19 protein-coding genes, 2 tRNA genes and 1 pseudogene are annotated in these 23,860 nt (G+C 35.0%); 19 read left to right on the top strand and 3 right to left on the bottom strand.

Annotation, left to right across the window (positions count from 1 at the left end; all coding sequences use genetic code 11):
- Positions 1-9 precede the first annotated feature (9 nt).
- The 9 genes from PYW37_RS07415 (at position 10) to PYW37_RS07375 (ending at position 11,515) form a co-directional block, all read left to right on the top strand.
- The gene (locus PYW37_RS07415) at positions 10-603 is read left to right on the top strand and encodes a Gp15 family bacteriophage protein (protein ID WP_025017213.1); all 594 of its coding nucleotides are present in this window, start codon (positions 10-12) and stop codon (positions 601-603) included.
- Positions 603-3,278, top strand: a complete 2,676-nt coding sequence (locus PYW37_RS07410; RefSeq protein WP_025017212.1) for a tape measure protein — start codon at positions 603-605, stop codon at positions 3,276-3,278. Before PYW37_RS07415 ends, PYW37_RS07410 begins: the two co-directional genes overlap by 1 nt.
- Complete coding sequence (locus PYW37_RS07405) at positions 3,275-4,807, top strand: distal tail protein Dit (protein WP_059232550.1); 1,533 nt, start codon at positions 3,275-3,277, stop codon at positions 4,805-4,807. Before PYW37_RS07410 ends, PYW37_RS07405 begins: the two co-directional genes overlap by 4 nt.
- A complete protein-coding gene (locus tag PYW37_RS07400) occupies positions 4,807-8,949 on the top strand; it encodes a phage tail protein (RefSeq protein WP_232238887.1) in 4,143 nt (1,380 codons plus the stop codon). The genes PYW37_RS07405 and PYW37_RS07400 overlap by 1 nt, the downstream gene beginning before the upstream one ends.
- Before the next feature lie 10 nt (positions 8,950-8,959).
- Positions 8,960-9,196: a hypothetical protein gene (locus PYW37_RS07395; RefSeq protein WP_025017282.1), complete on the top strand. Its 237-nt coding sequence runs from the start codon at positions 8,960-8,962 to the stop codon at positions 9,194-9,196.
- A gap of 12 nt (positions 9,197-9,208) precedes the next feature.
- Entirely contained in the window at positions 9,209-9,559 is a 351-nt protein-coding gene (locus PYW37_RS07390) for a hypothetical protein (protein ID WP_023164508.1), read from the top strand.
- Between the two features lie 12 nt (positions 9,560-9,571).
- Positions 9,572-9,859 (top strand): phage holin, encoded by a 288-nt coding sequence (locus PYW37_RS07385; protein WP_010905390.1) that lies wholly within the window; start codon positions 9,572-9,574, stop codon positions 9,857-9,859.
- The gene (locus PYW37_RS07380) at positions 9,859-10,638 is read left to right on the top strand and encodes a peptidoglycan amidohydrolase family protein (protein WP_059232555.1); all 780 of its coding nucleotides are present in this window, start codon (positions 9,859-9,861) and stop codon (positions 10,636-10,638) included. The genes PYW37_RS07385 and PYW37_RS07380 overlap by 1 nt, the downstream gene beginning before the upstream one ends.
- A gap of 816 nt (positions 10,639-11,454) precedes the next feature.
- Positions 11,455-11,515, top strand: a tRNA-OTHER gene (locus tag PYW37_RS07375).
- A 236-nt stretch (positions 11,516-11,751) separates the two neighbouring features.
- Here the strand turns inward: PYW37_RS07375 and PYW37_RS07370 are convergent.
- Positions 11,752-11,935 (bottom strand): annotated as a pseudogene (locus tag PYW37_RS07370) (site-specific integrase); the annotation flags it as partial.
- A 356-nt stretch (positions 11,936-12,291) separates the two neighbouring features.
- On the opposite strand from PYW37_RS07370, the gene PYW37_RS07365 reads away from it, so the two are divergent.
- The 6 genes from PYW37_RS07365 (at position 12,292) to PYW37_RS07340 (ending at position 16,368) form a co-directional block, all read left to right on the top strand.
- Positions 12,292-12,822, top strand: coding sequence for a hypothetical protein (locus tag PYW37_RS07365; protein WP_023189140.1), 531 nt, complete (start codon positions 12,292-12,294; stop codon positions 12,820-12,822).
- Positions 12,823-14,484: 1,662 nt separating this feature from the next.
- Positions 14,485-14,574 (top strand) — tRNA-Ser (locus PYW37_RS07360).
- 203 nt (positions 14,575-14,777) lie between these two features.
- Positions 14,778-15,179 carry an arsenate reductase (thioredoxin) gene (gene arsC / locus PYW37_RS07355; protein WP_023189141.1) on the top strand — a complete coding sequence of 134 codons (402 nt, stop codon included), beginning with the start codon at positions 14,778-14,780 and terminating at the stop codon, positions 15,177-15,179.
- Positions 15,180-15,208: 29 nt separating this feature from the next.
- Positions 15,209-15,370, top strand: a complete 162-nt coding sequence (locus PYW37_RS07350) for a hypothetical protein (protein WP_003130483.1) — start codon at positions 15,209-15,211, stop codon at positions 15,368-15,370.
- A 119-nt stretch (positions 15,371-15,489) separates the two neighbouring features.
- The gene (locus PYW37_RS07345; protein WP_003130484.1) at positions 15,490-15,918 is read left to right on the top strand and encodes a universal stress protein; all 429 of its coding nucleotides are present in this window, start codon (positions 15,490-15,492) and stop codon (positions 15,916-15,918) included.
- A gap of 96 nt (positions 15,919-16,014) precedes the next feature.
- A complete protein-coding gene (locus tag PYW37_RS07340) occupies positions 16,015-16,368 on the top strand; it encodes a DUF1304 domain-containing protein (RefSeq protein ID WP_021469905.1) in 354 nt (117 codons plus the stop codon).
- A gap of 66 nt (positions 16,369-16,434) precedes the next feature.
- On the opposite strand, the gene PYW37_RS07335 is transcribed toward PYW37_RS07340, so the two are convergent.
- Together PYW37_RS07335 and PYW37_RS07330 are read right to left on the bottom strand one after the other, a co-directional pair.
- Positions 16,435-17,193 carry a TraX family protein gene (locus PYW37_RS07335; protein WP_003130487.1) on the bottom strand — a complete coding sequence of 253 codons (759 nt, stop codon included), beginning with the start codon at positions 17,191-17,193 and terminating at the stop codon, positions 16,435-16,437.
- Positions 17,194-17,375: 182 nt separating this feature from the next.
- On the bottom strand, positions 17,376-17,930 hold the full coding sequence (locus tag PYW37_RS07330; protein WP_023189142.1) for a TMEM175 family protein: 555 nt from the start codon (positions 17,928-17,930) through the stop codon (positions 17,376-17,378).
- A 532-nt stretch (positions 17,931-18,462) separates the two neighbouring features.
- On the opposite strand from PYW37_RS07330, the gene PYW37_RS07325 reads away from it, so the two are divergent.
- The 4 genes from PYW37_RS07325 (at position 18,463) to yoaB (ending at position 23,844) form a co-directional block, all read left to right on the top strand.
- Positions 18,463-19,296 carry a hypothetical protein gene (locus PYW37_RS07325; protein ID WP_023189143.1) on the top strand — a complete coding sequence of 278 codons (834 nt, stop codon included), beginning with the start codon at positions 18,463-18,465 and terminating at the stop codon, positions 19,294-19,296.
- A gap of 140 nt (positions 19,297-19,436) precedes the next feature.
- Positions 19,437-20,006, top strand: coding sequence for a hypothetical protein (locus tag PYW37_RS07320; protein WP_025017119.1), 570 nt, complete (start codon positions 19,437-19,439; stop codon positions 20,004-20,006).
- 220 nt (positions 20,007-20,226) lie between these two features.
- Positions 20,227-20,949, top strand: a complete 723-nt coding sequence (locus PYW37_RS07315; RefSeq protein ID WP_023189145.1) for an epoxyqueuosine reductase QueH — start codon at positions 20,227-20,229, stop codon at positions 20,947-20,949.
- Between the two features lie 258 nt (positions 20,950-21,207).
- The gene (gene yoaB / locus PYW37_RS07310) at positions 21,208-23,844 is read left to right on the top strand and encodes a cation-translocating P-type ATPase (protein WP_017864606.1); all 2,637 of its coding nucleotides are present in this window, start codon (positions 21,208-21,210) and stop codon (positions 23,842-23,844) included.
- Positions 23,845-23,860: the final 16 nt, after the last annotated feature.

Below are 23,860 nucleotides of genomic sequence, written 5' to 3'. Positions count from 1 at the left end.
GAGACGCTTATGTTTTCTCTTTATGAAGAATTAAATGATGAACACGATGTAAATGGTACAAAATATCCAATAAACGTGTCATTTGACAATATTCTCAACTTGATTGACATGTTAAAAGAGAAAAAACTATCTGACAGATTAAAACTAGATTTCGCTATTAGAATGCTATTTGGCAAAGATACAGAGTTAGTTAAATTGAGCGGAGAAGAACAGCTTGAAATATTTAATTGTATTTTTGAAAAATACGTTATGCAAGGTCAAGTTGAAAAATCTGTAAAGTATGACCGACAAGGCAATGAAATGCCCAGTTATGAAGCTGATACTAAGCAAAACTATTCTCTTAAATACGATGCTGAATATATTTACGCTTCATTTGTTCAAGCTTATGGTATTGATTTAAACGAATATCAAGGTAAGCTTCATTGGTTCAAATTCAAAGCTTTGCTTGGTGGGCTTCCTGAAGAAACGAAGTTCAGACAAGTTCTTGCAATTAGAACGTGGGAAAAACCTTCTAGTGAGAAAAATGCTCATGAAAAAGAAATGAAGAAACTGCAAGAAATTTATGCTCTGCCAGAAGATGAAGAAGAAAGTGAGGTGGATTAATGGCTGATGGAACAATTACTATTGACATCATAATGGATGATGGTTCAGTCAAAAAAGGTCTTGCTAGTATTAATGGGCTTGAAGGAGCAACTAACAAAGCAGGCACAAGCATTAAATCAATGGTTGCTGCTATGGGCCTTGTTAAAATCGCAAGCGCTGCTTTTGATGTTCTTAAAAGTTCTGTTGGAGATGCTGTTTCTCGTTTTGACACTATGCAAAAATTTCCAAAAGTTATGCAAGCTTTGGGATTTAGCGCAGGAGATTCTACAAAATCAATAAAAAAACTTTCTGATGGAATCGAAGGACTTCCAACAAAACTTGATGATGTCGTTTCTCAAACTCAACAATTGACCTCTATTACTGGTGATTTAAATAAATCAACTGATACTGTTTTAGCCCTTAATAATGCGTTTCTAGCAAGTGGTGCTAGTACTGAAGATGCAAACCGAGGGATGATTCAGTATAATCAAATGCTTGCAAAAGGAACCGTCGATTTGCAATCTTGGCGGAGTTTACAAGAAACAATGCCTTTAGGGTTACAAAAGACCGCTGAAGCGATGGGTTTTACTGGTAAAACTGCGCAAAAAGATTTATATGCTGCTTTGCAAGATGGGAAAGTTACGTTCGACCAATTCAATGACCAATTAATTAAATTAGGCACAGGTACAGGTCAGTTAGCTACTTTAGCTAAACAAAATAGTTCAGGTATTGCGACTTCCTTTGGAAACTTACGAAACGCTGTTTCCAAAGGGCTGGCAAATACTTTAACGGTAATTGATAAAGTTGTTCAAGCATTGACAGGAAAATCAATCGCTCAAAATATTGATAGCTTAAAAGGTATCATTAATTCTGCTTTTGGTTCAATAAATAAGTCAATTGAAGGTTCAGTTGGCTTTTTTAATAGTTTAAAAACAAATGTTACAAAAGTTTTTGGAGATATTCAAAAAGCTATTGCTGGTTCGAGTATTGGAGAAGCGCTGAATATTCTCAAAAGTGATTTCTCTGATTTTATTAAATCATTCAATTTCAATGGATTATCCGGAGCTTTTAATTCAATTGGGACTACAATAAGCACCTTGTTTAAATCAATAGATTTTTCAGGTTTAGCAGCCAGTTTTGGAGCAGCTTTGATTGGTCTTCAACAACCCTTAACACAATATGGTTCGACACTAGCAAATTATTGGAAAACAATTTTTGCGAAACTTGGACCAATAGTTTCAAGCACCTTAGGGACTGTTTTAACGCAAATTCCAGCACTATTTCAAGCTTTAGTTAGTGCTGTTGCTCCAATAATTACTCAGATATCTAGCATGATTTCTAAATTAGACTTCAGCGGAATCCAAGCAGTGCTTCAAGCGATAATCCCAGCAGTTGTTAGTGGTTTTCAAACAATGATGGCTATTGTCGGCCCATCAATTCAACAAGTAATTACATCATTTGGAAATTTGTGGAATGCAATTCAGCCTTTACTTACAGTTTTAGCCGGTGCATTAATGCCAGCATTTCAAGTTATTGGCTCATTTTTAGGTGGAGTATTCAAAGGTATTCTTGATGGAGTTTCGTTCGCTTTTGATGCAATAAAGGTAGTAGTTGAAATATTAACTCCGGTCATTTCTTTCTTGGTAGATGTTTTCAAGGCATGTGCCCCAGCATTAAGTACAGTTGGGCAATGGGTAGGTTATGTAATAGGTATGTTCTCTAGTTTAGGAGGTTCTGGCGGATCGCTTAAATCAATACTTTCAAGTGCTTGGGATGGCATTAAGTCAGCTATATCAGCTGCAGGTAATGTTATAGGTTCCGTGATTAACGTTATAAAAGCAGTATTCAGCGCAGTTGGGGCGGCTGGCGGAGGACTAAAAGGAATTCTAAGTGCAGCATGGAGCGGAATCCAATCTGCTATATCAGTCGCAGGTGGAGTGATAAGCGGAATAATTAATACTATAAAGGGAGTATTTAGTGCTTTATCTGGAGCAGGTAATTCTTTGAAAAGTGGTATTTCTTCAGCATGGAGTGCTATTACTGGAGCTATTTCTAAAGCATCCGGAACCATCGGAGGAATTATCGATAATATCAAAGGATTCTTTACAGGATTGACAAATATAGATATTTCTGGTGCTGGTACAGCGATTATGAATGGTTTTCTTGGAGGTCTTAAAGGAGCTTATGAGAATGTGAAAGACTTCATTGGTGGTATTGGTAATTGGATTAAAGATCACAAAGGGCCAATCAGCTATGACCGTAAATTATTGATTCCAGCTGGTAATTCAATTATGGATGGACTGAACGAAGGATTAGGTGATAGTTTTAAAAATGTCCAACGGAATGTCTCTGGCATGGCTGATAAGTTAGCTAGTGGATTTAATTTAAATCTTCCTAAAGTTACTGCTGAATATGCAGTTAGTTCAGCTGGCTTAAATGCTGGAGAGCAATTAGCAGTAAGTCAGCTGAACTCAATTCGTTCGAATATCCAAAGACAGCTTGATAATCAACCGAGCCAATCAGAGTCAAATAATATTGTGTCTCAAGCTTTATCAGCTGTTAAATCACTTGGCGAACACGAAACTGTTCTTGTTATCAATGATAAAGAGCTTGCTAGAACAACAGCTAAAGCAAACCAAGAAGCGCAAAATAACTTAGCAAAAATTCAGACAATACTTTGGGGAGGGACTTCATGACATTTACAGTTAAATTTGGTAATAACTTTCTCACAGATTATATGCGGATCATTGAGGTTCACAGAAATTTAGGCGCAGGAATTGAAAGTACTACAGAAGATAAGATATCTGGTGGTGCTAATTTCATTCGTTCTAGAAGAAATAAATCGACAATTGAAGTAGAATTTAGAACTTTTTGGAAAGATGATATCGCTAATACTCGTAGAAAATTAGCAGAAATAACGAGTACTGAAGTGCCTTTGGAACTTATATTTTCTGATGAACCAAACCTTTACTATCAAGCAATTCGGAGCGGAGAAGTTACCCTAACAGAAAACAAATCAAAGCTTTTTGCTACCGGTACTCTCACGTTTTTAGTACCTAAAGGCTACGCAGAATCAGTCGATACTAAAGTATTGAATAATGATAACTCAGGCGGAGAAAATGGAACCATCATAAATAATGCTGATAACTCAGTTTCGGTATTGATTAATAACAATGGAACCTTGCCTATCTATCCCACAATTAAAGTCACTCCAACATCTGAAACAGGCTATTTAGCCTTTGTTGGGCAAAACGGAATCCTTGAAATTGGTAATCCAGATGAAGCAGATACAACCACCGCTAAAAGTCAAAAGCTAGTCTGTGATTTTAAAACTAAGTCTGATTTTGAAACTAACTTTGTTCCAGATACAAGCTGGACGACTTCATGGCCAACAAATCTTGATGGTATGCCATTAAATAGTACGATTGCTTGGAAAGATGATGGAATTCGAATTGGAGCAATGGCACAATCTTCGCTTTGGAACGCAGGAGTTTTAAGATATGAAGTACCTAAAGATGATTTGGGTAATTATGTTAAAGATTGGCATGCTAATTTCAATACACTATATATTCAGAAAAATCTTGAACAATGCGGCCGATTTCAAATTCATTTTGCGGATGAAAACAAACAGCCTCTTGCTTGCTTTGAAATCTATAAAGGAGGTGTTGGTGAAAATGCAAGTTTGAACTTTTGGCGGATTGGTGGAGATAAAAAATTAAAACATTTCAAAAACCATACATTCTCAGCGACTACTGGAAAACCAGATAAAAATGGGTCTCCACTTTTTGCTGCAAGTCATGGCGGACAGGCTATTGTTAAACAAGGTAATAAGATTTCTTTCTACTGGCGAGCGATGGCTGAAACTTATCTCATGGACGATGTGCCAGCATCTACCAAACTTGCTTATGTTTATGTTGTGATCGGGAAAAGACGATATTATCAAATGGTTGCAGATACAAGTCTTCGCTCATTTAAACTCATGAATCTAAACAATGAGTACACTGTGGATATTCCTAATAAGTACCAACCAGAAGATGAAGTAAAGGTTGATATGGAAAAATCAAAAATCACAGTTAATGACTTAGGGGCGAACTCAGACTATATCACGGGTTCAGAATTCTTTACAATTCCTCCAGGAGCAAGCCAAAGGCTAGATATTGTGTATTCAAATTTCACAACAAGCCCGCCTAAAGTTGAAATCAAGTGGAAGGAGCGAATCTTATAATGTTAATTTCAATTCATGACCATACATTGAAACGAGTTGGTTTTCTTAGTAATGATGACTCTGAAACGCCCGATTTTAAAGATGATAATTTTCATCGCTACTTAGCACAGGGAACCTCTACTTTTGACTTTACTGTAAACAAAATAAAAAATGGAGTGGTTCAAGATTATGTTCAACTGTTAAATGAACGAGCTTATTTCAGCTTTCAGTATGAGGGAGAGGATTTCCTTTTTGATTCTGTCATTGTCGAAGAAGATGATGACAAAATCACTTTCAATTGTCTAAGCCTAAACCTTGAAATGCGAAATGAAGAAGTGAAAGCCTTAAAAAATACAGTAAGCCATAACATTAAATGGTACTTTGACCAATTAGGCCTAATCAATTTTGCAAAAATCTCACTTGGTATTAATCAGGTTAAAAATGATACAAGGGTCATTAATTATGATTCAGAAGACACCAAACTTGCTCGTTTAATTTCAGTCATTCAGAACTTTGATGCCGAATTTGAATTTGTCACAAAATTAAAAAGAGATGGAACGCTTGATAATATCACACTCAATATTTACAAGAAAAATGATGGTGGCGATATTCAAGGAGTTGGTCAAAATAGGAATGATGTGCTTTTATCCTTTGGCGAAAATGTAATGGGGGTTAATCGAAAAGTTGAAAAGTCTCAGATATTTAATTCACTTTATGTCACTGGGAAAGATGGGCTAAGTTGGAAAGACTCCGCTTGGTCAGTCACGAATTCAGAAGGACAAGAAGAATTCTATAAAAGAGCTGGTGAAAGTTACGCTAAAGCCCCACTGTCTGCTCAAATGTTCCCCTCACAGCTTCAATCGTCAACTGGCGATATATTTACCAATAAAAATGCATCAACCGAATATACCACAGTAAATGCCATGTGGGGCTACGCTTTAAGTCAGCTGAAACAATATGCTTATCCATTAGTGACTTATGAAGTGACAGCCACAAGTAACTTGACTGTTTCAAGTACTGGAGACGGTATGCCGCTTCATATTGGAGATACAGTCAGAATTCAAGATAAGAATTTCATTGATTCAGATGGAAATGTTGGATTATTCTTGTCAGCACGAGTGAGTGAACTAGAAATAAGTTTCACTAATCCTACAAGTAACAAAATTATGTTTTCTAATTACATCAAGCTGAAAAGTGAAGTATCTGATGATCTAACTGCTAGAATGCAAGAAATTATCAATGCTAATACTCCTTACCGTCCTGATATCACTTCTACCAATGGCTTGCAATTTAAAAATGGAACAGGAACGACTACATTAGGCGCTCACATCTATTTCGGTTCGGATGATAAAGAAACAATTGCGGATAGTTATTCATGGTCGAAAGACGGAACGGTTGTTGCGAACGCTCAGACTATCACAGTTGATGCCAGCGGAGTTGCGGATAAGGCAGTTTATAGCTTTAAAGCAACGGTTGGCGGTAAAGTAGTCGCAAATCAGTCGGTTACCATCACTAATGTAGATGATGGAACAAATGGACGTTCTGTTACAAACGTTTCTCAAAAGTGGCGTTTGACAACGACTACTGCAACACCAACGCAAGCTTGGTCAGACGCAGGTTGGCTCACTACTCAACCAACAACGACAGCTACTAATAAATATCTATGGTCTATCACTCGAACAACTTTCAATTTAGCACCTTTAACGCAAGATGTTATTGAACAAAAAGCAGTTTATGGTGATAAAGGCGATAAGGGAGATACTGGAAATGATGGGAGAGCAGGTAAGGACGGTGTTGGAATTAATTCAACTACAATTACATACGCTATATCTTCAAGCGGAACAGTTACCCCAACGGCTGGCTGGACTTCACAAGTCCCTACTCTAGTCAAAGGGCAATATCTCTGGACGAAAACAGTTTGGAATTACTCAGACGGAACGAGTGAATCGGGATATACAGTCTCTTACATTGCAAAAGACGGAAACAACGGTAATGACGGAATTGCTGGTAAAGATGGTACTGGAATTAAGAAAACCACAATCACTTACGCAGTCGGAACATCAGGAACAACTGCTCCAGCAAGCGGTTGGAATAGCCAAGTGCCTAACGTGCCAGCGGGGCAATACCTATGGACTAAGACTGTTTGGGATTATACGGATAAGACCAGCGAGACAGGTTATTCAGTTTCTAAATTCGGTGAAAAGGGCGATAAAGGAGACCAAGGCGTCCAAGGTATTCAAGGTGTTGATGGACGTCAAGGGATTCCTGGACCTAAAGGTGCTGATGGAAAAACACAATATACTCATATAGCATATGCAAATAGTGCCGATGGTGTAACAGACTTTTCAACTTCTGATTCTAATCGTACCTATATCGGGATGTATGTTGATTTTAACATCAATGATTCAACTACTCCGAGCGATTACTCATGGACGCTTGTTAAAGGAGCGGATGGAACGCAAGGGACACCGGGCAAACCTGGAGCTGACGGTAAGACTCCATATTTTCACACAGCATGGTCTTACAGCGCAGACGGTACTGATGGTTTCACCACTGTTTATCCGAATTTGAATTTGTTTGAAGGAAGTAAAAAATACACTAAAGATAATCCCAAAATATTATCTTCTAGTGCTACTGATGGTTGGACTACTGTTGATGATGTTATTGTAAAAAATTTAAAAGCAGGAACATATACCATGAGTGCTAAAGCTGATGCACCTTGGACCGTTCATGACACAAGTGGTGCCAAACAAGGTAAGGTTGGACTATGGTTGGTATCGTCAACTTGGGAATTTATATCTTTAGGTGACACAGTTCCTAAAACAATCGAAATTCATAAAGATGGAGATTATTTCGTTAGGATTAATACCTATTCAAATGGAAAGGATATAGAAACTCATAAATTTTGGGATTTTAAACTAGAACCAGGTTCAACAGCTACTCCACACATGCCATCAGCTAGCGAAGCAAAAACTAGCGACTGGCCTAGCTACATCGGTCAGTATTCAGACTTTACGCAAGCTGACAGCACTAATCCATCCGCCTACACTTGGAGTCTGATACGAGGGAATGACGGGGAAAGAGGTCCTCAAGGATTAAAAGGCGACCCTGGAGCAACTGGTATCCCCGGACAACCCGGAGCTGACGGAAAAACAAGCTATCTTCATATTGCCTATGCCACAAACTCAACTGGTACGGTTGGATTTGATGTATCAAATGCGACTGGTAAAACTTATATCGGACAATATACAGACTTTACGAGCGCTGACTCTACAGACCCAAGTAAGTATACATGGAGCTTGATTAAAGGTGATAAAGGAGACCGAGGTAATACTGGACCAGAAGGTCCTGCTGGAAGTAATGGTAACCCTGGTAAAATCGTTTCTGATACTGAGCCAACCACACGATTTAAAGGATTAACTTGGAAGTATTTAGGTACGTCTGACCTTACAGCGAGTGACGGAACAGTTATATTATCTGGCACTGAATATTATTGGTCAGGAACTAACTGGATATTAAGCGAAATAAATGCACATAATATCAATGGTGATAATCTAAATGTTACAAACGGAACTTTTACCGACGGAGTTATTGAAACAAGTTGGAAAAATGGCCCCGTTGCTGGGAGCACGAATATTGAAAAGGACCATTTAATAATTACCCGAACAGATTCCTCTATTAACACAACAAATTCTATTGGTTTGGATAGCACCCAGGGGCTTATCATGGTCTACACCGAGAATTCAACAGGACGAACAATATCAGTCGGTACGAATTTTCAAGGCATGTCCTTAACTGACAGCACGGGAATTTCTGCGAGTATCTCACCAGCCGGTGTCAAGTTGTCCTCCGATGTAAACTGGACTCAAATCGGAAATATCGGTGGACGTAGAGCTGAGTGGAAACGTGAAAACAATCGAGTTACGATGAATATCCACGGCGGTAACGGTGATAGGTTCCCTGTCGTCACGAGCGGCGGAACGCTTTTGGGAATACTTCCAACAAACGCTAGACCTCCAAGCGATATTTCCATGCCTGCTACTGCTCAGGGAGCTGGTGCAACCGCTCAAATTTCAATTAATTCCACGGGAGAAGTGAGGTGTTATCGCTGGGGCGGAGATTCTGTTTATTTTGGTGCTTATATTAGTTATTACGTTGAATAAAGGAGAAACAATGAAAATACTAAAATCAAACATCTTGCAGTATGTAGGAGAGACTGGAACAGCTGATATTCCAACAGGTAATATTAAAGGAAATGTTAATGAAGATGGGTCTTTCAAATTGGAAGTAACTGTTTTTAACGCAAATGAATTTTTCAGTGAGGAAACCCAAAGGATTGAACTAACAGAATTTTTCAATCAAATTTTGGATAAGTCCAAAGAAATAAGTGGTGGAGCAAGTAAAGAATAGAAAGTAGGGGTTATGGAATTAGAACAACTTGTGGAGCAGCACGAGGACAAGCTCAAGCAACATGACAAAGAATTATCTCGACTTAATGATATGTCGGTTGAAATGCAAAAGCAAATGAATGACGGTCTGACTCGTGTGGATGAATCCAATCGCTTTTTAAGAGAACAGAACACTCGTCAATCTGAACAAAATGCTCAAATATTGCAAGCTGTTATTAAAGGTAATGAAAGCTCAGATGAACATCAGTTTCAGTTGAAGCTGCTTGATAAAACAAACTTTTGGAAGTTGGCGCTTGGAATCGGCGGTTCTGCAGCAGCAATTTTTGCAGCATTAACTGAAATAATCAAAGTATTTTTTAAATAAAGGAGAAAGAACATGAAAACAATTGATAAAGGAACGCTTACACGTACAGTTTTGCTTTGGTTAGCTATCATTAACCAAATTCTAACAGCATTGGGTATTAATCCATTGCCGCTTGACGATAATACTGTCAGCACAGTTATCACAACAGTTTTTGCACTTTGGGCTTGGTGGAAGAATAACGACTTCACTCATGCAGCTAAAAAAGGAACTGAACTTACAAAAAGTTTGAAAAATGGAGATAGCGTTCAAGTAGTTAAGGCATCTGATGCTGACCATGAATTCACAGAAGGAGGCGAATAATGTCAAGTATTGAAAATATGATAGCTTGGATGCAAGCACGAAAGGGTAAGGTAACTTACTCAATGACTTCACGAATGGGGCCAAACTCTTATGATTGTAGCTCGTCAGTATTCTTTGCCATGATTGCTGGTGGATTTCTGTCGGTTGGCTCAATGGGTAATACTGAAACTTTGTTTGGAATGTCAGGAACAAAACTGGAAGAAATCAGTCGTGGAGAAGTGCAACGTGGGGATATTTTTATCTCAGGCACTCCAGGCGGTTCGGCTGGTTCAGACGGGCACACAGGTATTTTCTTAAGTAACGGTTCATTCATTCACTGTTCTTACACTCACAATGGAATTGCGGTTGATACGAATGATGCATACATGAGCACTCGCTTGCCACATCACTTTTATCGAATTGTTGGTTCAGGTTCAGGGAACACTGACAACAAGCCACAAATGGTTAAATTAAATGTTGATGGTCAGTTTGGTAATGCGACCGCTAAACGATTACAAGAATACTTTGATACGGCTGGTAAAGACGGAGTAATCAGTCACCAGTACAAACAAACCTTTAATCAAAATATCTATGCGGCACAGTTTGATTCATCACTGACAGGTTCAAACGTGGTCAAAGCATTGCAAAGGTTCTTAGGAATCGGACAAGATGGGTTGTTTGGCCAAGGGACTATTAAGGAATTGCAAAAACATCTTGGAACGACGCAAGACGGAACTATCAGCCCAGTTTCTGATTCTGTGAGAGAATTACAACGTCGATTGAATGCGAATAAACTATAAAAATTATGCCTGACTTCGGTCAGGGCTTTTTTTGTTAATAAATGTTACTTCGTCATTTTATTGATATTGTTATAATGATGGAATCATGAATGCTATTCCAATTACAAATACAAATAGCTAAGTGTTTATGAAGAGATAAAGCGCCCTTTTCCAAAGCGAGGGCGTTTTTTCTTTACAACGGAAACAGTAAATTGTATAATAATTTTATCCTTTTACATAAGGTTATAAATAACTCCGAGAACATCGTTTTGACTAAGTGACGGTGTTTTTTATTTGAAAACGAATACAAAAAGTAGTAGAATGAATTCATCTTACCTATATAAGATAACGTCTGCCCTTAAACAGGGCTTTTTGTTCTAGTTAAGGAAGTAGATATATACTATATTTACCCAAAAATATATAATTTTTCATAAATTTACTCCGAGCGTCCCTCTCCTAACTGGGGCGCTTTTTTTTATGCTATAATATAGTCGGGATGTTTGTGAGATTTCATCCTATTCCTAGAGTCAAGCCATTCTTCGGAGTGGCTTTTTTCAAATAAAAAAACTCTAGCTGGATGACTTCAAGGAGTCCAACTAGAGGATAATGAGTGTTAGTACAAATTCAGAAAAAGATTTACTATATACAAAACATAAGAGGTACTAACAATTTAAATATTAACAATTTTTCAGACAATTGTCAATTATTTATAGTAGTGTGTTATAATAGTTTTAGTGGATGAGAAAAACATTCAATTACACACACTTGATAATCTGCAGTTCCATCCACCCAGATCTTATATAATAACCAAGATAAGTGCTACAGATTATCATACTAGGTTCTTTAGCTCAGTTGGTAGCTAACCGTTCGGTCGCTGGTTCGAGTCCAGCAAGAACCATAAATAAATGGAGAGTGAAAAAAAGAGGGGGGAAATCTTGCTAACTCTTTTATAATAGCGTTTTAGAAACTCCCCTCGCCTCCATTGAATGGATTTTATAGAATCCAAAAGTATTAGTAATCGTTCAATAGAGCGGTTTTTGTTTTTTGAAAATAGTTGTAGATAGTTAAAATACAAAAAAAGGCAGACCCAAAAGCAGACCCAAAAAATATAAAAAACTAGCTATTTTTAGCTAGTTAAAAGTCAATGTATGCAGAGAATTTATCTCCGATATTATCTTTAGTGAATTCTGTGATATGCGTATAAACATTCATAGTAGTTTTTTAATCATCTATATTAAACTTGTTTAAAAGTCATACCTGAATCAAATAGTAAGCTAGCATGGATGTGTCTAAATGCGTCAATTCTGATAGGTTCAATGTTTTTTCTTTGAATATCTTAAACCGAAATTTGATGAATTAAAACAAATGGAAAAGATTACTTTAAAAGTAACGAGTATAGTTTTTATCGTGATATTATTTTGGTTCTTATAAAAAAAATCTATAAAGAATTTATTCAAAAGAAATTCTTTCAGAAATACTTCCAAGCACCACCTGTGGTGCTTTTTATGTACGGCTTTTGAGTCTTTGTATTGGTTTGGTTACGAAATGGGTTTGTTTTTGTAATGCTTAGCTTAAAGTGATATACTCTAATCGTTGAATTATTAAAGGACTCACAATATTTTTGAGGATTCTTGTTTTATTTATATATATAAATGTGATGTCTAGGAGGATATTATGAAAAAAATAGGTTTAGTAATTTTAGCAGCAATGGCATTTATAATGGGAGGGGTTATTAATGCACACCAAGTTTCTGCAGATACAGATCCACTTCACGAAAGATTATATAGAGTTTATAATCCAAATTCAGGTGAACATTTACTTACACCTGCTGGTTGGGAGATTCTAACTTTAGAAAAAGCGGGATGGAAATCTGAAGGAGTCGCATTTTATATCCCATTAACTGAACCTCCATACTCAGGATATCCAGTTGTGCAACGTTTATATAACCCGAATGCAGGTGGCCACCATTATACAACAAGTGATTTTGAAGCTGCTAGCCTTGTTTCTATTGGGTGGAATAATGATGGAACAGCATTTAGATTCCCAGTTGCTAAAGCGAATACTGGAGTCCCTGTTTATCGTCTTTATAATCCAAATGCAAAAGTAGGTTCGCATCACTTTACAATGAGCTCTTTTGAAAGAGATTCTTTGATAAAAGCCGGCTGGAAAAATGAAGGAATAGCATTTAACGCTTATACTAAATAAAAAAATTATTAAAAATAACCCTGACTTTGGTCAGGGTTTTATTTTATTTTTTTTATAACAATGTGGCGAAAGCAATAACTAATATTCAAATGATTGTGCAAGTTAAGTTATCTAGCGATTTATTAGATATCATCGTGTAAACAAAAAGTACGAGAATAATTGGGCTTATACTTGCTATAATCAAATATAGCTGCTGTACTTCACCAATATTTCTGTGCAGTTTATTCCGTGTTACCTATGAAATACACTAATTCATATTAAAACAACAATAAATAAGTAATAATGAACAGATAAAATTATACCTACAAAGTTTGATTTAATCTAAATAAAATTAAAATTCTGAATATAATGTCAGTCATCTGCTGCCATTTTTATTTTTATAATCGACCATTTTACTTGAAAATATCTATACAACTTCATATAATTGAATTATCTATACACCAATTTCTGTCTTATAAAGTAATTTATTCTATAAGATATTTCAGTGTGTAGCAAGACGTTTAAATTAATTAGACGTCTTTTTATTATTCATTAAGAAAAGAAGTGTGTAATGAATTTATTCCAGTCGCCTATCACTTTAGACGCTTTTTTATAAAAAAACCGCTAGAATTTTAAAAACTAGTGGAATTGATGTGTACCAGATCTTTTAAGTTAAAAATAAATCATGATTTCTATATTTTAGAATGGTACATTATAATTCTATCAATTTTAGCTTAAACGAATAATAAGTTTTATAAAATTAGTATGATATGATACATCTTCTTAGACACTATTTCTAATTTATTGATTGAGATTTTTTAAGCATTGTAATTACAAAATAATTGGAATTATAAGAAGGATAGGGAAATTCAAATACTAGTCATCAAAATATAAATTTAGTTCACAATATATTGATGAAGAAAATAAAAAACCTCTACTAGACAACAAAATAGTAGAAGAAATTATTTCAAAATTGGCCGGATTCTGATTATAAAAAGATAATGTGTAAATAGCAAATATAGTCAATAAAATAGTTTTCTTTGGCCATGATTATTATAACACTAGATAAAATATTTTGTCGTTAACAAAAGCTAACAAAAAAACTTAAATTTACTAAGAATGAGAGGCCAGTAAATGAGTAACAATAAAACTAACTCGACTAGCTTTATTAAACTAAAAAATATTTTAGCACTAATATTATTACCTATTATTAACTAATAATAGCATTCCTTACGCTCATAATTTGATATTAGGGTTCCACAGTGAACGAATGATAAACTTAAAATAAAAAATTATCTCGATTAGTAAAAACTGGTTCATGGGAAAAGCTGATATGATAGAAGAGGAGCCTAAGAATTTGATAGTAAAAATTTACAGAGTATTAGATAAATATATTAAAAACTCCTCATTACAATAAGGAGTTTTATTTTTTTTGAATTAAATATATCTTTAATCACAAAATTTAGAAGTAGCTATTTTATGCTGGAAAATTATTTACTGCATATTGAGCTTCTTTAGCCGTAAATTTTCGCCAGCTGCAGAATATTAGCTAAAGGTTTACCGATTGAAAATAGGAAGTCAAAAGATTTTTATGTACAGATAAAATTTCTTTGTATTGTATTGGGTGCCTACTTGGTTTGTTTTTGTAACAATAGATAAAAACGATATACTTTATTAATCAATGGAGGATTACCCAAGCCTGGCTGAAGGGAACGGTCTTGAAAACCGTCAGGCGTGTAAAAGCGTGCGTGGGTTCGAATCCCACATCCTCCTTAGACAGCCAATGTATATTGGTTATCTTATCCATCATCTTCCTATATGAAGATTTCTTTAAATGGCCCGCCAATGGTGGGTTTTTCATGTTATTATCGCCCCTCGCCTTCTCATCGTTGAAAGGTGGAATAGTCAACTGTCAACTAAGAGAAAAAATATAAATTATTATATAATATGTTAATAAAAATAAGTGGAGTATTATTATGAAAAAAGTATATTTTCTTTGTACAGGTAACTCTTGTCGTTCTCAAATTGCCGAAGGTTATGGGCATAAAAATTTGGAAGGGTGGGAGGTTCGGTCCGCAGGGATAGAAACGCATGGTTTAAATCCCCGTGCAGTTAAAGTAATGGCAGAAGAGGGAATAGATATTTCTTCTCAGAAATCTGAGCTAATTGATTTAGATTATTTTAATGAATGTGATTTGATAATTACTTTATGTGGAGATGCTCTTGATAAATATCCGATGATTCCTAAAGGAGTTAATCACGAACACTGGGACTTACAAGACCCTGCTTGTGCGACAGGGACAGAAACAGAAATTTTGGCTGAGTTTAGAAAAACAAGAGATTTAATAAAAGAAAAAGTTAAAATGATTGAAAAATGATTTATTTTATCTATTAAAAAGGAGTAAAAATGAAGTATAAAATCGGACAATTAGTAAATTTACCAGAAACAAGATATAAAGGAATTATCGGTACAGTAATCGCTGAAAACAAAGCAGGAATCTTAGTTAGGTTTAACGGAAGTCAACAATTGTATTTTAAAGAAGAAGAACTTAAAGCATATAAAAAATAAATAAGTTTTAACTGATTTCGGTCAGCTTTTTATTTTCATTTATTATATAATGTTTATCGCTTTCATTTTGTTAGTGATAGTATTATAATAAAATTATAAGAATAGGTGGAGGTATTATTATGGCGAAACAGTATAAAAAAATATTAGTTCCTGTCGATGGTTCTGACCAAGCTTATAATGCGGTTCGAGAAGGAGTGATGTTAGCGCAATGGTCTGAAGCGGAGTTAATTGTATTGACCGTTAAAGATTTAGTGCGATATTATGGCATTGCTAACTATGGTATTGTTGAGACTCCAGGATTGGATAAGTTGGCAAATGATATTTTACTCAAAGTAGGCTCTATTATTCCAGCAGAATCTAAATTCAAAACGCAAATTTTATCGGGTTCTCCAAAACGAGAAATTGTTCAATATGCTAAGGAAAACGATATTGATTTAATTGTCATGGGGGCAACAGGAGCAGGAGCGTTTGATAGATTACTTGCAGGATCTACGACGAATTATGTTGTCAATCATGCACCTTGTGGTGTAACTATCGTTCAAGGATAAGAATCAGTTTATAATAAAAAGACCTATCATTAGTGATAGTTCTTTTTATTTTTTATATCTAATTTATACTGATATAATCTAGTTGAGGAGAAATTTATGATATCACTTATTTTAATAATTATTGTAGGAATAGAGCATTTATTGTTTGGATTTATTGAGATGTTTGGAGGAACAAAGTTACAAGCTGACGCTTTTGGTTTTGATGAATCTGAATTAAAAAATAAGACATTACAGGTTGCGCTCTCCAACCAAGGGATTTATAACCTTGGTTTTGGTTTGATGATTATAGTACTAGCCATAATGAATGCAGCTACTTCCGTTTTTATTATTGCGATGCTTTTTGTCATCTTAGTTGGAATCTATGGTGCTTTGACAGTGACGAAAAAAATATTATTTGTTCAAGCTTTACCGGCACTTGTAACTTTAATAGTTCTTTTGCTATCGCTTTGAACCTAAAATTAACTTCTTTAAGGATAAAAAAACGCTGCGATTAGCGTTTTTTTATTTCAAATTTATTTAGTGGTTTAGTAAGTGACCAATAATAAATAAAATCCAGATATGTATTGGATAAAAACCATAGAAAAAATATTTTTCAAAGGTTGAAGAGCGACCACCCTTTTTGCCATTGTATAGGTAAATAAAAGGAAGAACGGTGATGATTAGGAATTCTGGGTTAAGAGAAATACTTTGCCAAAGCGACATGGAAGTGTCAAAAGAAAAGGCCTGTAGAAGAAATAAGATTGATAAAAGTAGTGTACCAATATAAAGAATCCAATCTTTTCCACTTTTACGTGATGCGTACATTAAATATGGAAGGATTAGAGCAACTAAACTTGCTTCTGTAAATATTGAAAGAGCTGAAACGAAAATGAGCGGAAAAATCAGCAATATTTTCTTCTTTTCTATAATAGTATCAAGGAGCCATACAGCACCAAAACCACAGGCTAAACTCAGAAAGATATTTGGATTAAGGATAGTAAAAAAACTTATGGAGACATTCATGAGATAATGTATGACTAAATTTCCGAGAGCCATGACTGCTCCAGCAACTAGAAGGCGTGTTAGATATTTTTTTCGACTTCGGGTATAAAAGAACCCTTCAATCATTAGAAAAAAGAAGAGAGGAGAGACAAATCGGGATGCCATATCTAAGATAGAAAAATCGGGTATCCCAGGAAGTCCTAGAAGAACTTCTAGGTAAATATGGTCAAGTAGCATGAAGATGATTGCTATTATTTTAAGTTGATAGCCAGATAAACCAAAACGTTGTTTCAAAAAAGTACCTCACAAAAATATATTTTACTTATCTATTTTAATATGGAAAATAGAAGGCATAACTTACGTTTATGTAAGGTCAGTTTTGAGGAAATACTCATTTATATTTCAGAAATAAATTGTTTGGAGTCAAGAAATCTATAAATCGCAAAACGGTAATAAAAAAAGCGTTGTTTAGACGCTTAATCAAAATTGCTATGTCTTCCCCAATTTATTGCCATTAAAATAGTCACTATTGGCAGAGCGTACAACCAAACAAGTGATATCAGAGCTCCAGGTAGTAAAAAGACTAGAAAGATTTTAATTCTTTCCAGATTTCTCTTTCGAAGAGTAGCACTCCCATTGTATTGTTTATAAATTATTTGACTGAAAACAATCAAACTAATCCAAGGAATTAAATAGGTTGAAACATAGGCTAAACTTGCAGTCAAAGAGTTTGGATGTTCTGCGTGTGCAACAGTTGAAAAGGGGAAGAGACAAACAATAAGTAGAATCCAATGATTAGACCAGAGAATTAACTCATCAATTTTATTTGATTTGATAAATGTCATTACATGGTGCAGTGAGTTCCAAATGGAAGCAAGAGCAACAAAAGTAGTGACATAAATAAGGAGCATAAGTAATACATTGGGTGAAAAAAGATTTCCGTCTTCTGGGACTTTAAATTCTAAAACTGTTAGGGTCATTACTACGGCAAATATTCCGTCAGTAAGCGCCTCTATTCTGCTTTTATTCATACTTATAATTATAGCAAAAAAAGCTAATAAACTCTGTTATAGAAAGAGCTTATTAGCTTTTTATTAATATCTTATATAGGTGTTGTTAGTTGAATCACGAGTGACTAGATAGAAAGACCCATCTGGCAAAACTTGATAAAATCCCACTGTTCCACTTCCACCACTTGCAAGTATTTTATTGGAAATTACACTAATTATGCAAGTATCTCCATCTTTATCAGGAAGGAAACTATAGTTTTCTGCGTCTGCACCAAAGAAAGCTTTAAAATAGGTGAGTACAGATGATTCTGTAAAGTTATTTGGATCTAATTTGGCTATAAACGAGATGTGCTATTAGTGTCAATTATACGAATGTCATTAATTTTATTTGCTTCATTATTAAAATTAAAGATAATTTTCCTTGATTGAATTCATAAGTTTGGCTAAATGGAGCAGATTCTGTTTTAGATTATGAAAAGAATACAAAGAAATATATCTAAATAATAGATATTTAGATTAATTTAAGCTAGAATGATTTTAGGAGGAGTATCAGATGAAAAAGTTAACAAAAAGGCAATTTGCTGCTATTGGAGCGGTGGCAGTTTTACTTATTGGTGGAGTAAGCTTTGCATTAGTAAAACATAATGAAACTGGTGGAGTAAAGACAAATACTTCTAGTTTAAAAAGTAGCTCAAAAAAGGAAATGACTTCAAAAACTAGTGAAATAAAAGAAAGTCAGAAAAGTTCAAGCAGCCAATCATCAAGTAGCAGTCAAGAAGAAACAACTCAAAGTCAGTTGAGTGTGGACACAAAGAATTTAACTGAAAATCAATTTGAGCAATGGGTAGCAATCACGCAGAGCAATCAAATGCAAGATACTCATCCTCTTCGAATTACTGTTTCTAAAAGTGATAATAATTTGTATCAAGCAAAAATAGATTACACTGCGACACGAATTGATTCCGTTAACTCTTATAAAGTTAATAGCTCAGGAGAACTTGAAGCGATTGACTTTGAACATTATCCGGGAATGAAAGTTGTATCACAAAGTTTTCCAGAAATTAAACAGAATCAATTAACAACGAATCAAATAAATATGTGGGTAGTAGCTGTTCAAGATGTTTTATTTGAACAAAAGGGGTTGAAACCTGGGATTGATGTGGTTTATGATTTAGAAACGGTTACTGATGGTAGTATCGCAAATGTGAAGGCTTTTAAAATCGATTATACACCTTCCGCTAATGGGGGTGCCGATAATGCTAACAAAACATTAATTAACGAATTTAGAATTAATTCTGATGGTAATTTAGAGATTAAAGAGGTAAATTGTGAGACTGGTTACAGAATTATATCTAAAGTTTATATGGATACTTCCATGGTTCAATAAATGACAGTTTTTAAAATGATCTAAACAATTTTTGATCTTATCAGGAATTTGTTTAAGGTCATTTTTTTATGAAAATCATTCAAAAGTTTGAGAATCATTTTGAATTTTATAATATAATATAGAATGCAGAAGGAGTATTTATGTTAAAAATTGGATCTTATATCCTATTATTTTATTTGACTTTTAGGTTATCAAAACATTCGTTCGAATTTGAAAAAGTTAGCAGGCTTGAATTAATTATTTTGCCTTTGTATTCAACGCTGATGTTTTTTATCACGATGACTTGGGGTGAAGAAAATATAATGGTGGCTATTATATTACTCTTTTTATCATTTTTGGTGGGATGGCTGCAAGCTTCAAAAGTTGAATTTAAAGATGAGGGAAAAGAGGATAAATATCAACGTCCGATTGTTTTGATGAAAAAGAATTGGTCTTATATAATTGGTTGGGGTATTTTGTTTTTATTAATAATTGGTGCTCATTTTTATTCAAATTCACACATGGAAGTGGAAGAAGTAGTGACGGAATTCTGGAAAGAAATAGTTAAAGAAATTTCAATATTTGCTAGATTTAATGCTAAAGATGGTTGGGAAACTTGGTTAATAACAGGGGTTTCAAGTTTAACTTTTACGGCTTTTATAAAAAGTAAAAATAAAAAATTGGAAAAAAGTTTAGCGAGAAAAAGAAAAAATAGTTCTTTTAGTGAGTAGATATTTTTGTGATTAACAAAAGTTACCAATAAATGGTATTGAAAGCGAACTCGAAAATGGGTAGAATTATCTTATCCAATATCTCTTAGATTTTTCAAATTTCCAAGAATTTGATTTAACAGATATAATAACCAATAGTGACCTCTTGAAAGAGGTCATTTTTTATTTCAAAATGTGATATAATAATTGACAGAAATAGAGAGAATTTAAGGATATAATGATGGAAAATAGTTTAAATATCATTGAAAAAATGAATCCTAATCAAAAAATAAATTATGATCGTGTTTTTCAAAAAGTTCGTGAAAGTTGGGAAAGAGATTCTGTTCGTCCCAAAATTTTGCTTCATTCTTGTTGTGCCCCTTGTAGTACTTATTCATTAGAATACCTTACGCAATCAGCCGATGTGACGATTTATTTTGCTAATTCAAATATTCATCCGTCAACTGAATATACAAGAAGAAAAATGGTTCAAGAACAATTTGTAAAAGATTTTAATGAACGGACAGGAAATAATGTTCAATTTATTGCTGCCGAATATGAACCAAATGTCTTTTTACAAATGGTTCGTCAAAAACATTTAGAAAATGAACCTGAGGGTGGGAAACGTTGCACCTCTTGTTTTGAAATGCGATTGGATATAGTTGCTGAGAAGGCTTTAGAACTTGGTTTTGATTATTTTGGTAGTGCTTTGACTTTATCACCAAAGAAGAATAGCCAATTAATTAATGAAATTGGTCTTGATATTCAAAAGATTTATGATGTGAATTATCTTCCAAGTGATTTTAAGAAGAATAATGGTTATAAACGTTCAGTAGAGATGTGTAAAGAATACGATGTTTATCGTCAATGTTATTGTGGATGTATTTTTGCGGCTAAAGCACAAGGAATTGATTTAAAAGAACAGAATCGAGAAGCTATTAAATTTATTAGAAATCAATCATAATCATAGATTTGTATTTAAAAAATAAGAAAATAACTTGACAAAAAAGCCCATTTTTAATAAAATGAGGGTAACTTAAATATTCCAAAGGGGAGTAGCGTCGGTAAGACCGAAACAAAGTCGTCAATTCGTGAGATTCTCACCGGCTTTGTTGACATACTTATGTATGTTTAGCAAGACCTTTGCCAGTTTTGATATCTGGCAGAGGTCTTTTTTTGTAAAACCTCTCATGATATCAGTTAGAAATAAAGGAGAATCATTATGCAGCCTTACAATCAATCCGTCAATGAAGTTTTAGAGGAAACTAAAAGTCAATTCGAAGGTTTGAGCCCAAAAGAAGTTGAAAATCGTCAAGCTAAAGATGGTTTCAATGAATTGAAAGAAAAGAAAAAAACTTCAACTTGGGAACTTTTTATTGATACTTTGAAAGACCCAATGGTTATCATCTTACTTTTAGTTGCTTTTGTCCAACTTTTCTTGGGGGAATTTGTTGAATCACTTGTTATTTTCATTGTTTTGATGATTAATTCAGTGGTTGCGGTCGTGCAAACTAAACGAGCAGAAAGTTCTTTAGATGCTTTGAGACAGATGTCGGCACCCTCAGCTAAAGTTTTACGTAATGGAGAGAAAACATCAATTCCTGCGCGTGAGCTTGTTGTTGGCGATATTGTTTCACTTGAGGCCGGTGATTTTATTCCAGCAGATGGACGTTTAATTGATGTTCAAAACTTACGTGTCGAAGAAGGAATGCTGACAGGTGAGTCTGAACCGGTTGAAAAATTTTCAGATGTCATTGAGGGAGAAGTTGCACTTGGTGACCGCAAGAATATGGTCTTCAGTTCAAGTCTTGTTGTTTATGGACGAGCAGATTTTCTTGTAACAGCAATTGCTGAGCAAACTGAGATTGGTAAAATTGCTCAAATGTTGGAAACTGCGGAAGCTAAACAAACGCCACTTCAACAAAAATTGGAAAAATTTGGGAAACAATTAGGTTGGGCAATTTTAGCGCTCTGTGCTTTAATTTTTGCTGTTCAAATTTTGAGACTCTTTACGACAAATCAAACGGCTGATATGCAAAAGGCTGTTCTTGATTCATTCATGTTTGCAGTTGCGGTTGCGGTTGCTGCAATTCCTGAAGCTCTTTCATCTGTTGTTACAATCGTTTTATCTGTTGGAACAAATAAAATGGCAAAACAGCATGCGATTATGCGTAATTTGCCAGCTGTAGAAACATTGGGTTCAACTTCAGTCATTTGTACTGACAAAACCGGAACTTTGACTCAAAACAAAATGACCGTTGTTGATTCTTTCTTGCCAACGCAAGGCAGTAAAGAACTGACAGATTTAACACAGGCAGACCAAAAATTGTTACTTAATGCAATGGTGCTTTGTAATGATTCATCATTTTCACAAGAAGGTCAGCTACTTGGTGACCCTACTGAAGTGGCTTTAATTGCTTACAGTGATAAAATCGGTTATCCATATCAAGATTTAAGAGAAAAATCACCACGTCTGGCTGAATTTCCATTTGATTCAGAACGTAAATTGATGAGTACAATCAATGATTTTGAAGGTCAGAAAACAATTTTTGTTAAAGGTGGCCCAGATGTACTCTTTAATCGCTGTAATCAAGTTTTCTTGGATGGAAAAGTGCAAGAATTTACTCCTGAATTGAAAGAGAAATTTCAAGCTCAAAATGAAGCTTTCAGTCAAAAAGCGCTTCGTGTATTAGCTTATGCTTACAAACCTGTCAGTGATAATAAGACTGAACTCACACTTACTGACGAAAATGATTTGATTCTGATTGGTCTGTCAGCAATGATTGACCCACCTCGTGAGGCTGTTTATGATTCTATTGCTGAAGCAAAAAAAGCCGGCATTAAAACGATTATGATTACGGGTGACCACAAAACGACAGCACAAGCCATTGCCAAAGATATTGGTTTGATGAACGAAGGAGATATGGCGCTCACTGGTCAAGAACTTGACGCACTGACTGAGGATGAACTTCGTGAAAATTTAGAAAAGATTTCGGTTTATGCTCGTGTGTCTCCTGAAAATAAAATTCGGATTGTTCGTGCTTGGCAAAATGAGCATCAAGTAACCGCGATGACTGGTGATGGTGTAAATGATGCTCCAGCCCTGAAACAAGCTAATATTGGGATTGCAATGGGTTCAGGAACAGATGTAGCAAAAGATGCGTCAAGTATGATTTTGACTGATGATAATTTCGTATCAATTGTTTCTGCTGTATCAATTGGTCGTGTGGTTTATGATAATATCAAAAAATCAATTAGTTACCTTTTCTCTGGAAACTTAGGAGCGATTATTGCGATTGTCTTTGCTTTGGTCGTGGGCTGGGTCAATCCATTTACTGCTTTGCAACTTTTATTTATTAACTTGGTCAATGACTCTGTCCCAGCAATTGCCTTAGGGATGGAAAAAGCAGAACCAGATGTTATGGAAAAAGCTCCTCGTCAGTTAAATGAAGGAATCTTTGCCAATGGGTTAATGCGGGTTATTTTGATTCGGGGTTCATTGATTGGGATTGCGGCGATTATTTCACAATATGTTGGACAAAAAACATCACCTGAAATGGGTGTGGCTATGGCCTTTACAACTTTGATTTTGGCACGTACTTTGCAAACTTTTGCTGCACGTTCAAATTCACAAAATATTTTAAAACTTGGTTTTACAACGAATAAGTACGTTTTGATGGCTGTGACTTTCTGTCTTGCTTTATACAGCTTGACTACTCTTCCATTCCTCAGAGAAATTTTCTCAATTCCAGCTGCTTTTGGTTGGTCTCAATGGATTGTAGCAGCAGGGCTTGCCGTAATTGCTGTAATCTGTATGGAAATTCTCAAGTCAATTAAAGGCGTTTTTGAAAAACATTAAAATTTTAAAAAAATCA

It is taken from the genome of Lactococcus lactis (assembly GCF_029023865.1).
GTDB classification, from domain to species: domain Bacteria; phylum Bacillota; class Bacilli; order Lactobacillales; family Streptococcaceae; genus Lactococcus; species Lactococcus lactis.
Note: the sequence above shows the minus strand (reverse complement) of the source record. Positions and strands in the feature narration are given on the sequence as shown.

What these genes read in the sequence shown, in the direction of transcription:
- PYW37_RS07380 (WP_059232555.1), top strand. Translation starts at nt 9,859, where the DNA reads ATGTCAAGTATTGAAAATATGATAGCTTGGATGCAAGCACGAAAGGGT.
- PYW37_RS07410 (WP_025017212.1), top strand. Translation starts at nt 603, where the DNA reads ATGGCTGATGGAACAATTACTATTGACATCATAATGGATGATGGTTCA.
- PYW37_RS07350 (WP_003130483.1), top strand. Translation starts at nt 15,209, where the DNA reads ATGAAGTATAAAATCGGACAATTAGTAAATTTACCAGAAACAAGATAT.
- PYW37_RS07405 (WP_059232550.1), top strand. Translation starts at nt 3,275, where the DNA reads ATGACATTTACAGTTAAATTTGGTAATAACTTTCTCACAGATTATATG.
- yoaB (WP_017864606.1), top strand. Translation starts at nt 21,208, where the DNA reads ATGCAGCCTTACAATCAATCCGTCAATGAAGTTTTAGAGGAAACTAAA.
- PYW37_RS07400 (WP_232238887.1), top strand. Translation starts at nt 4,807, where the DNA reads ATGTTAATTTCAATTCATGACCATACATTGAAACGAGTTGGTTTTCTT.
- PYW37_RS07320 (WP_025017119.1), top strand. Translation starts at nt 19,437, where the DNA reads ATGTTAAAAATTGGATCTTATATCCTATTATTTTATTTGACTTTTAGG.
- PYW37_RS07325 (WP_023189143.1), top strand. Translation starts at nt 18,463, where the DNA reads ATGAAAAAGTTAACAAAAAGGCAATTTGCTGCTATTGGAGCGGTGGCA.
- arsC (WP_023189141.1), top strand. Translation starts at nt 14,778, where the DNA reads ATGAAAAAAGTATATTTTCTTTGTACAGGTAACTCTTGTCGTTCTCAA.
- PYW37_RS07330 (WP_023189142.1), bottom strand. Translation starts at nt 17,930, where the DNA reads ATGAATAAAAGCAGAATAGAGGCGCTTACTGACGGAATATTTGCCGTA.
- PYW37_RS07390 (WP_023164508.1), top strand. Translation starts at nt 9,209, where the DNA reads ATGGAATTAGAACAACTTGTGGAGCAGCACGAGGACAAGCTCAAGCAA.
- PYW37_RS07415 (WP_025017213.1), top strand. Translation starts at nt 10, where the DNA reads ATGTTTTCTCTTTATGAAGAATTAAATGATGAACACGATGTAAATGGT.
- PYW37_RS07340 (WP_021469905.1), top strand. Translation starts at nt 16,015, where the DNA reads ATGATATCACTTATTTTAATAATTATTGTAGGAATAGAGCATTTATTG.
- PYW37_RS07345 (WP_003130484.1), top strand. Translation starts at nt 15,490, where the DNA reads ATGGCGAAACAGTATAAAAAAATATTAGTTCCTGTCGATGGTTCTGAC.
- PYW37_RS07385 (WP_010905390.1), top strand. Translation starts at nt 9,572, where the DNA reads ATGAAAACAATTGATAAAGGAACGCTTACACGTACAGTTTTGCTTTGG.
- PYW37_RS07315 (WP_023189145.1), top strand. Translation starts at nt 20,227, where the DNA reads ATGGAAAATAGTTTAAATATCATTGAAAAAATGAATCCTAATCAAAAA.
- PYW37_RS07395 (WP_025017282.1), top strand. Translation starts at nt 8,960, where the DNA reads ATGAAAATACTAAAATCAAACATCTTGCAGTATGTAGGAGAGACTGGA.
- PYW37_RS07365 (WP_023189140.1), top strand. Translation starts at nt 12,292, where the DNA reads ATGAAAAAAATAGGTTTAGTAATTTTAGCAGCAATGGCATTTATAATG.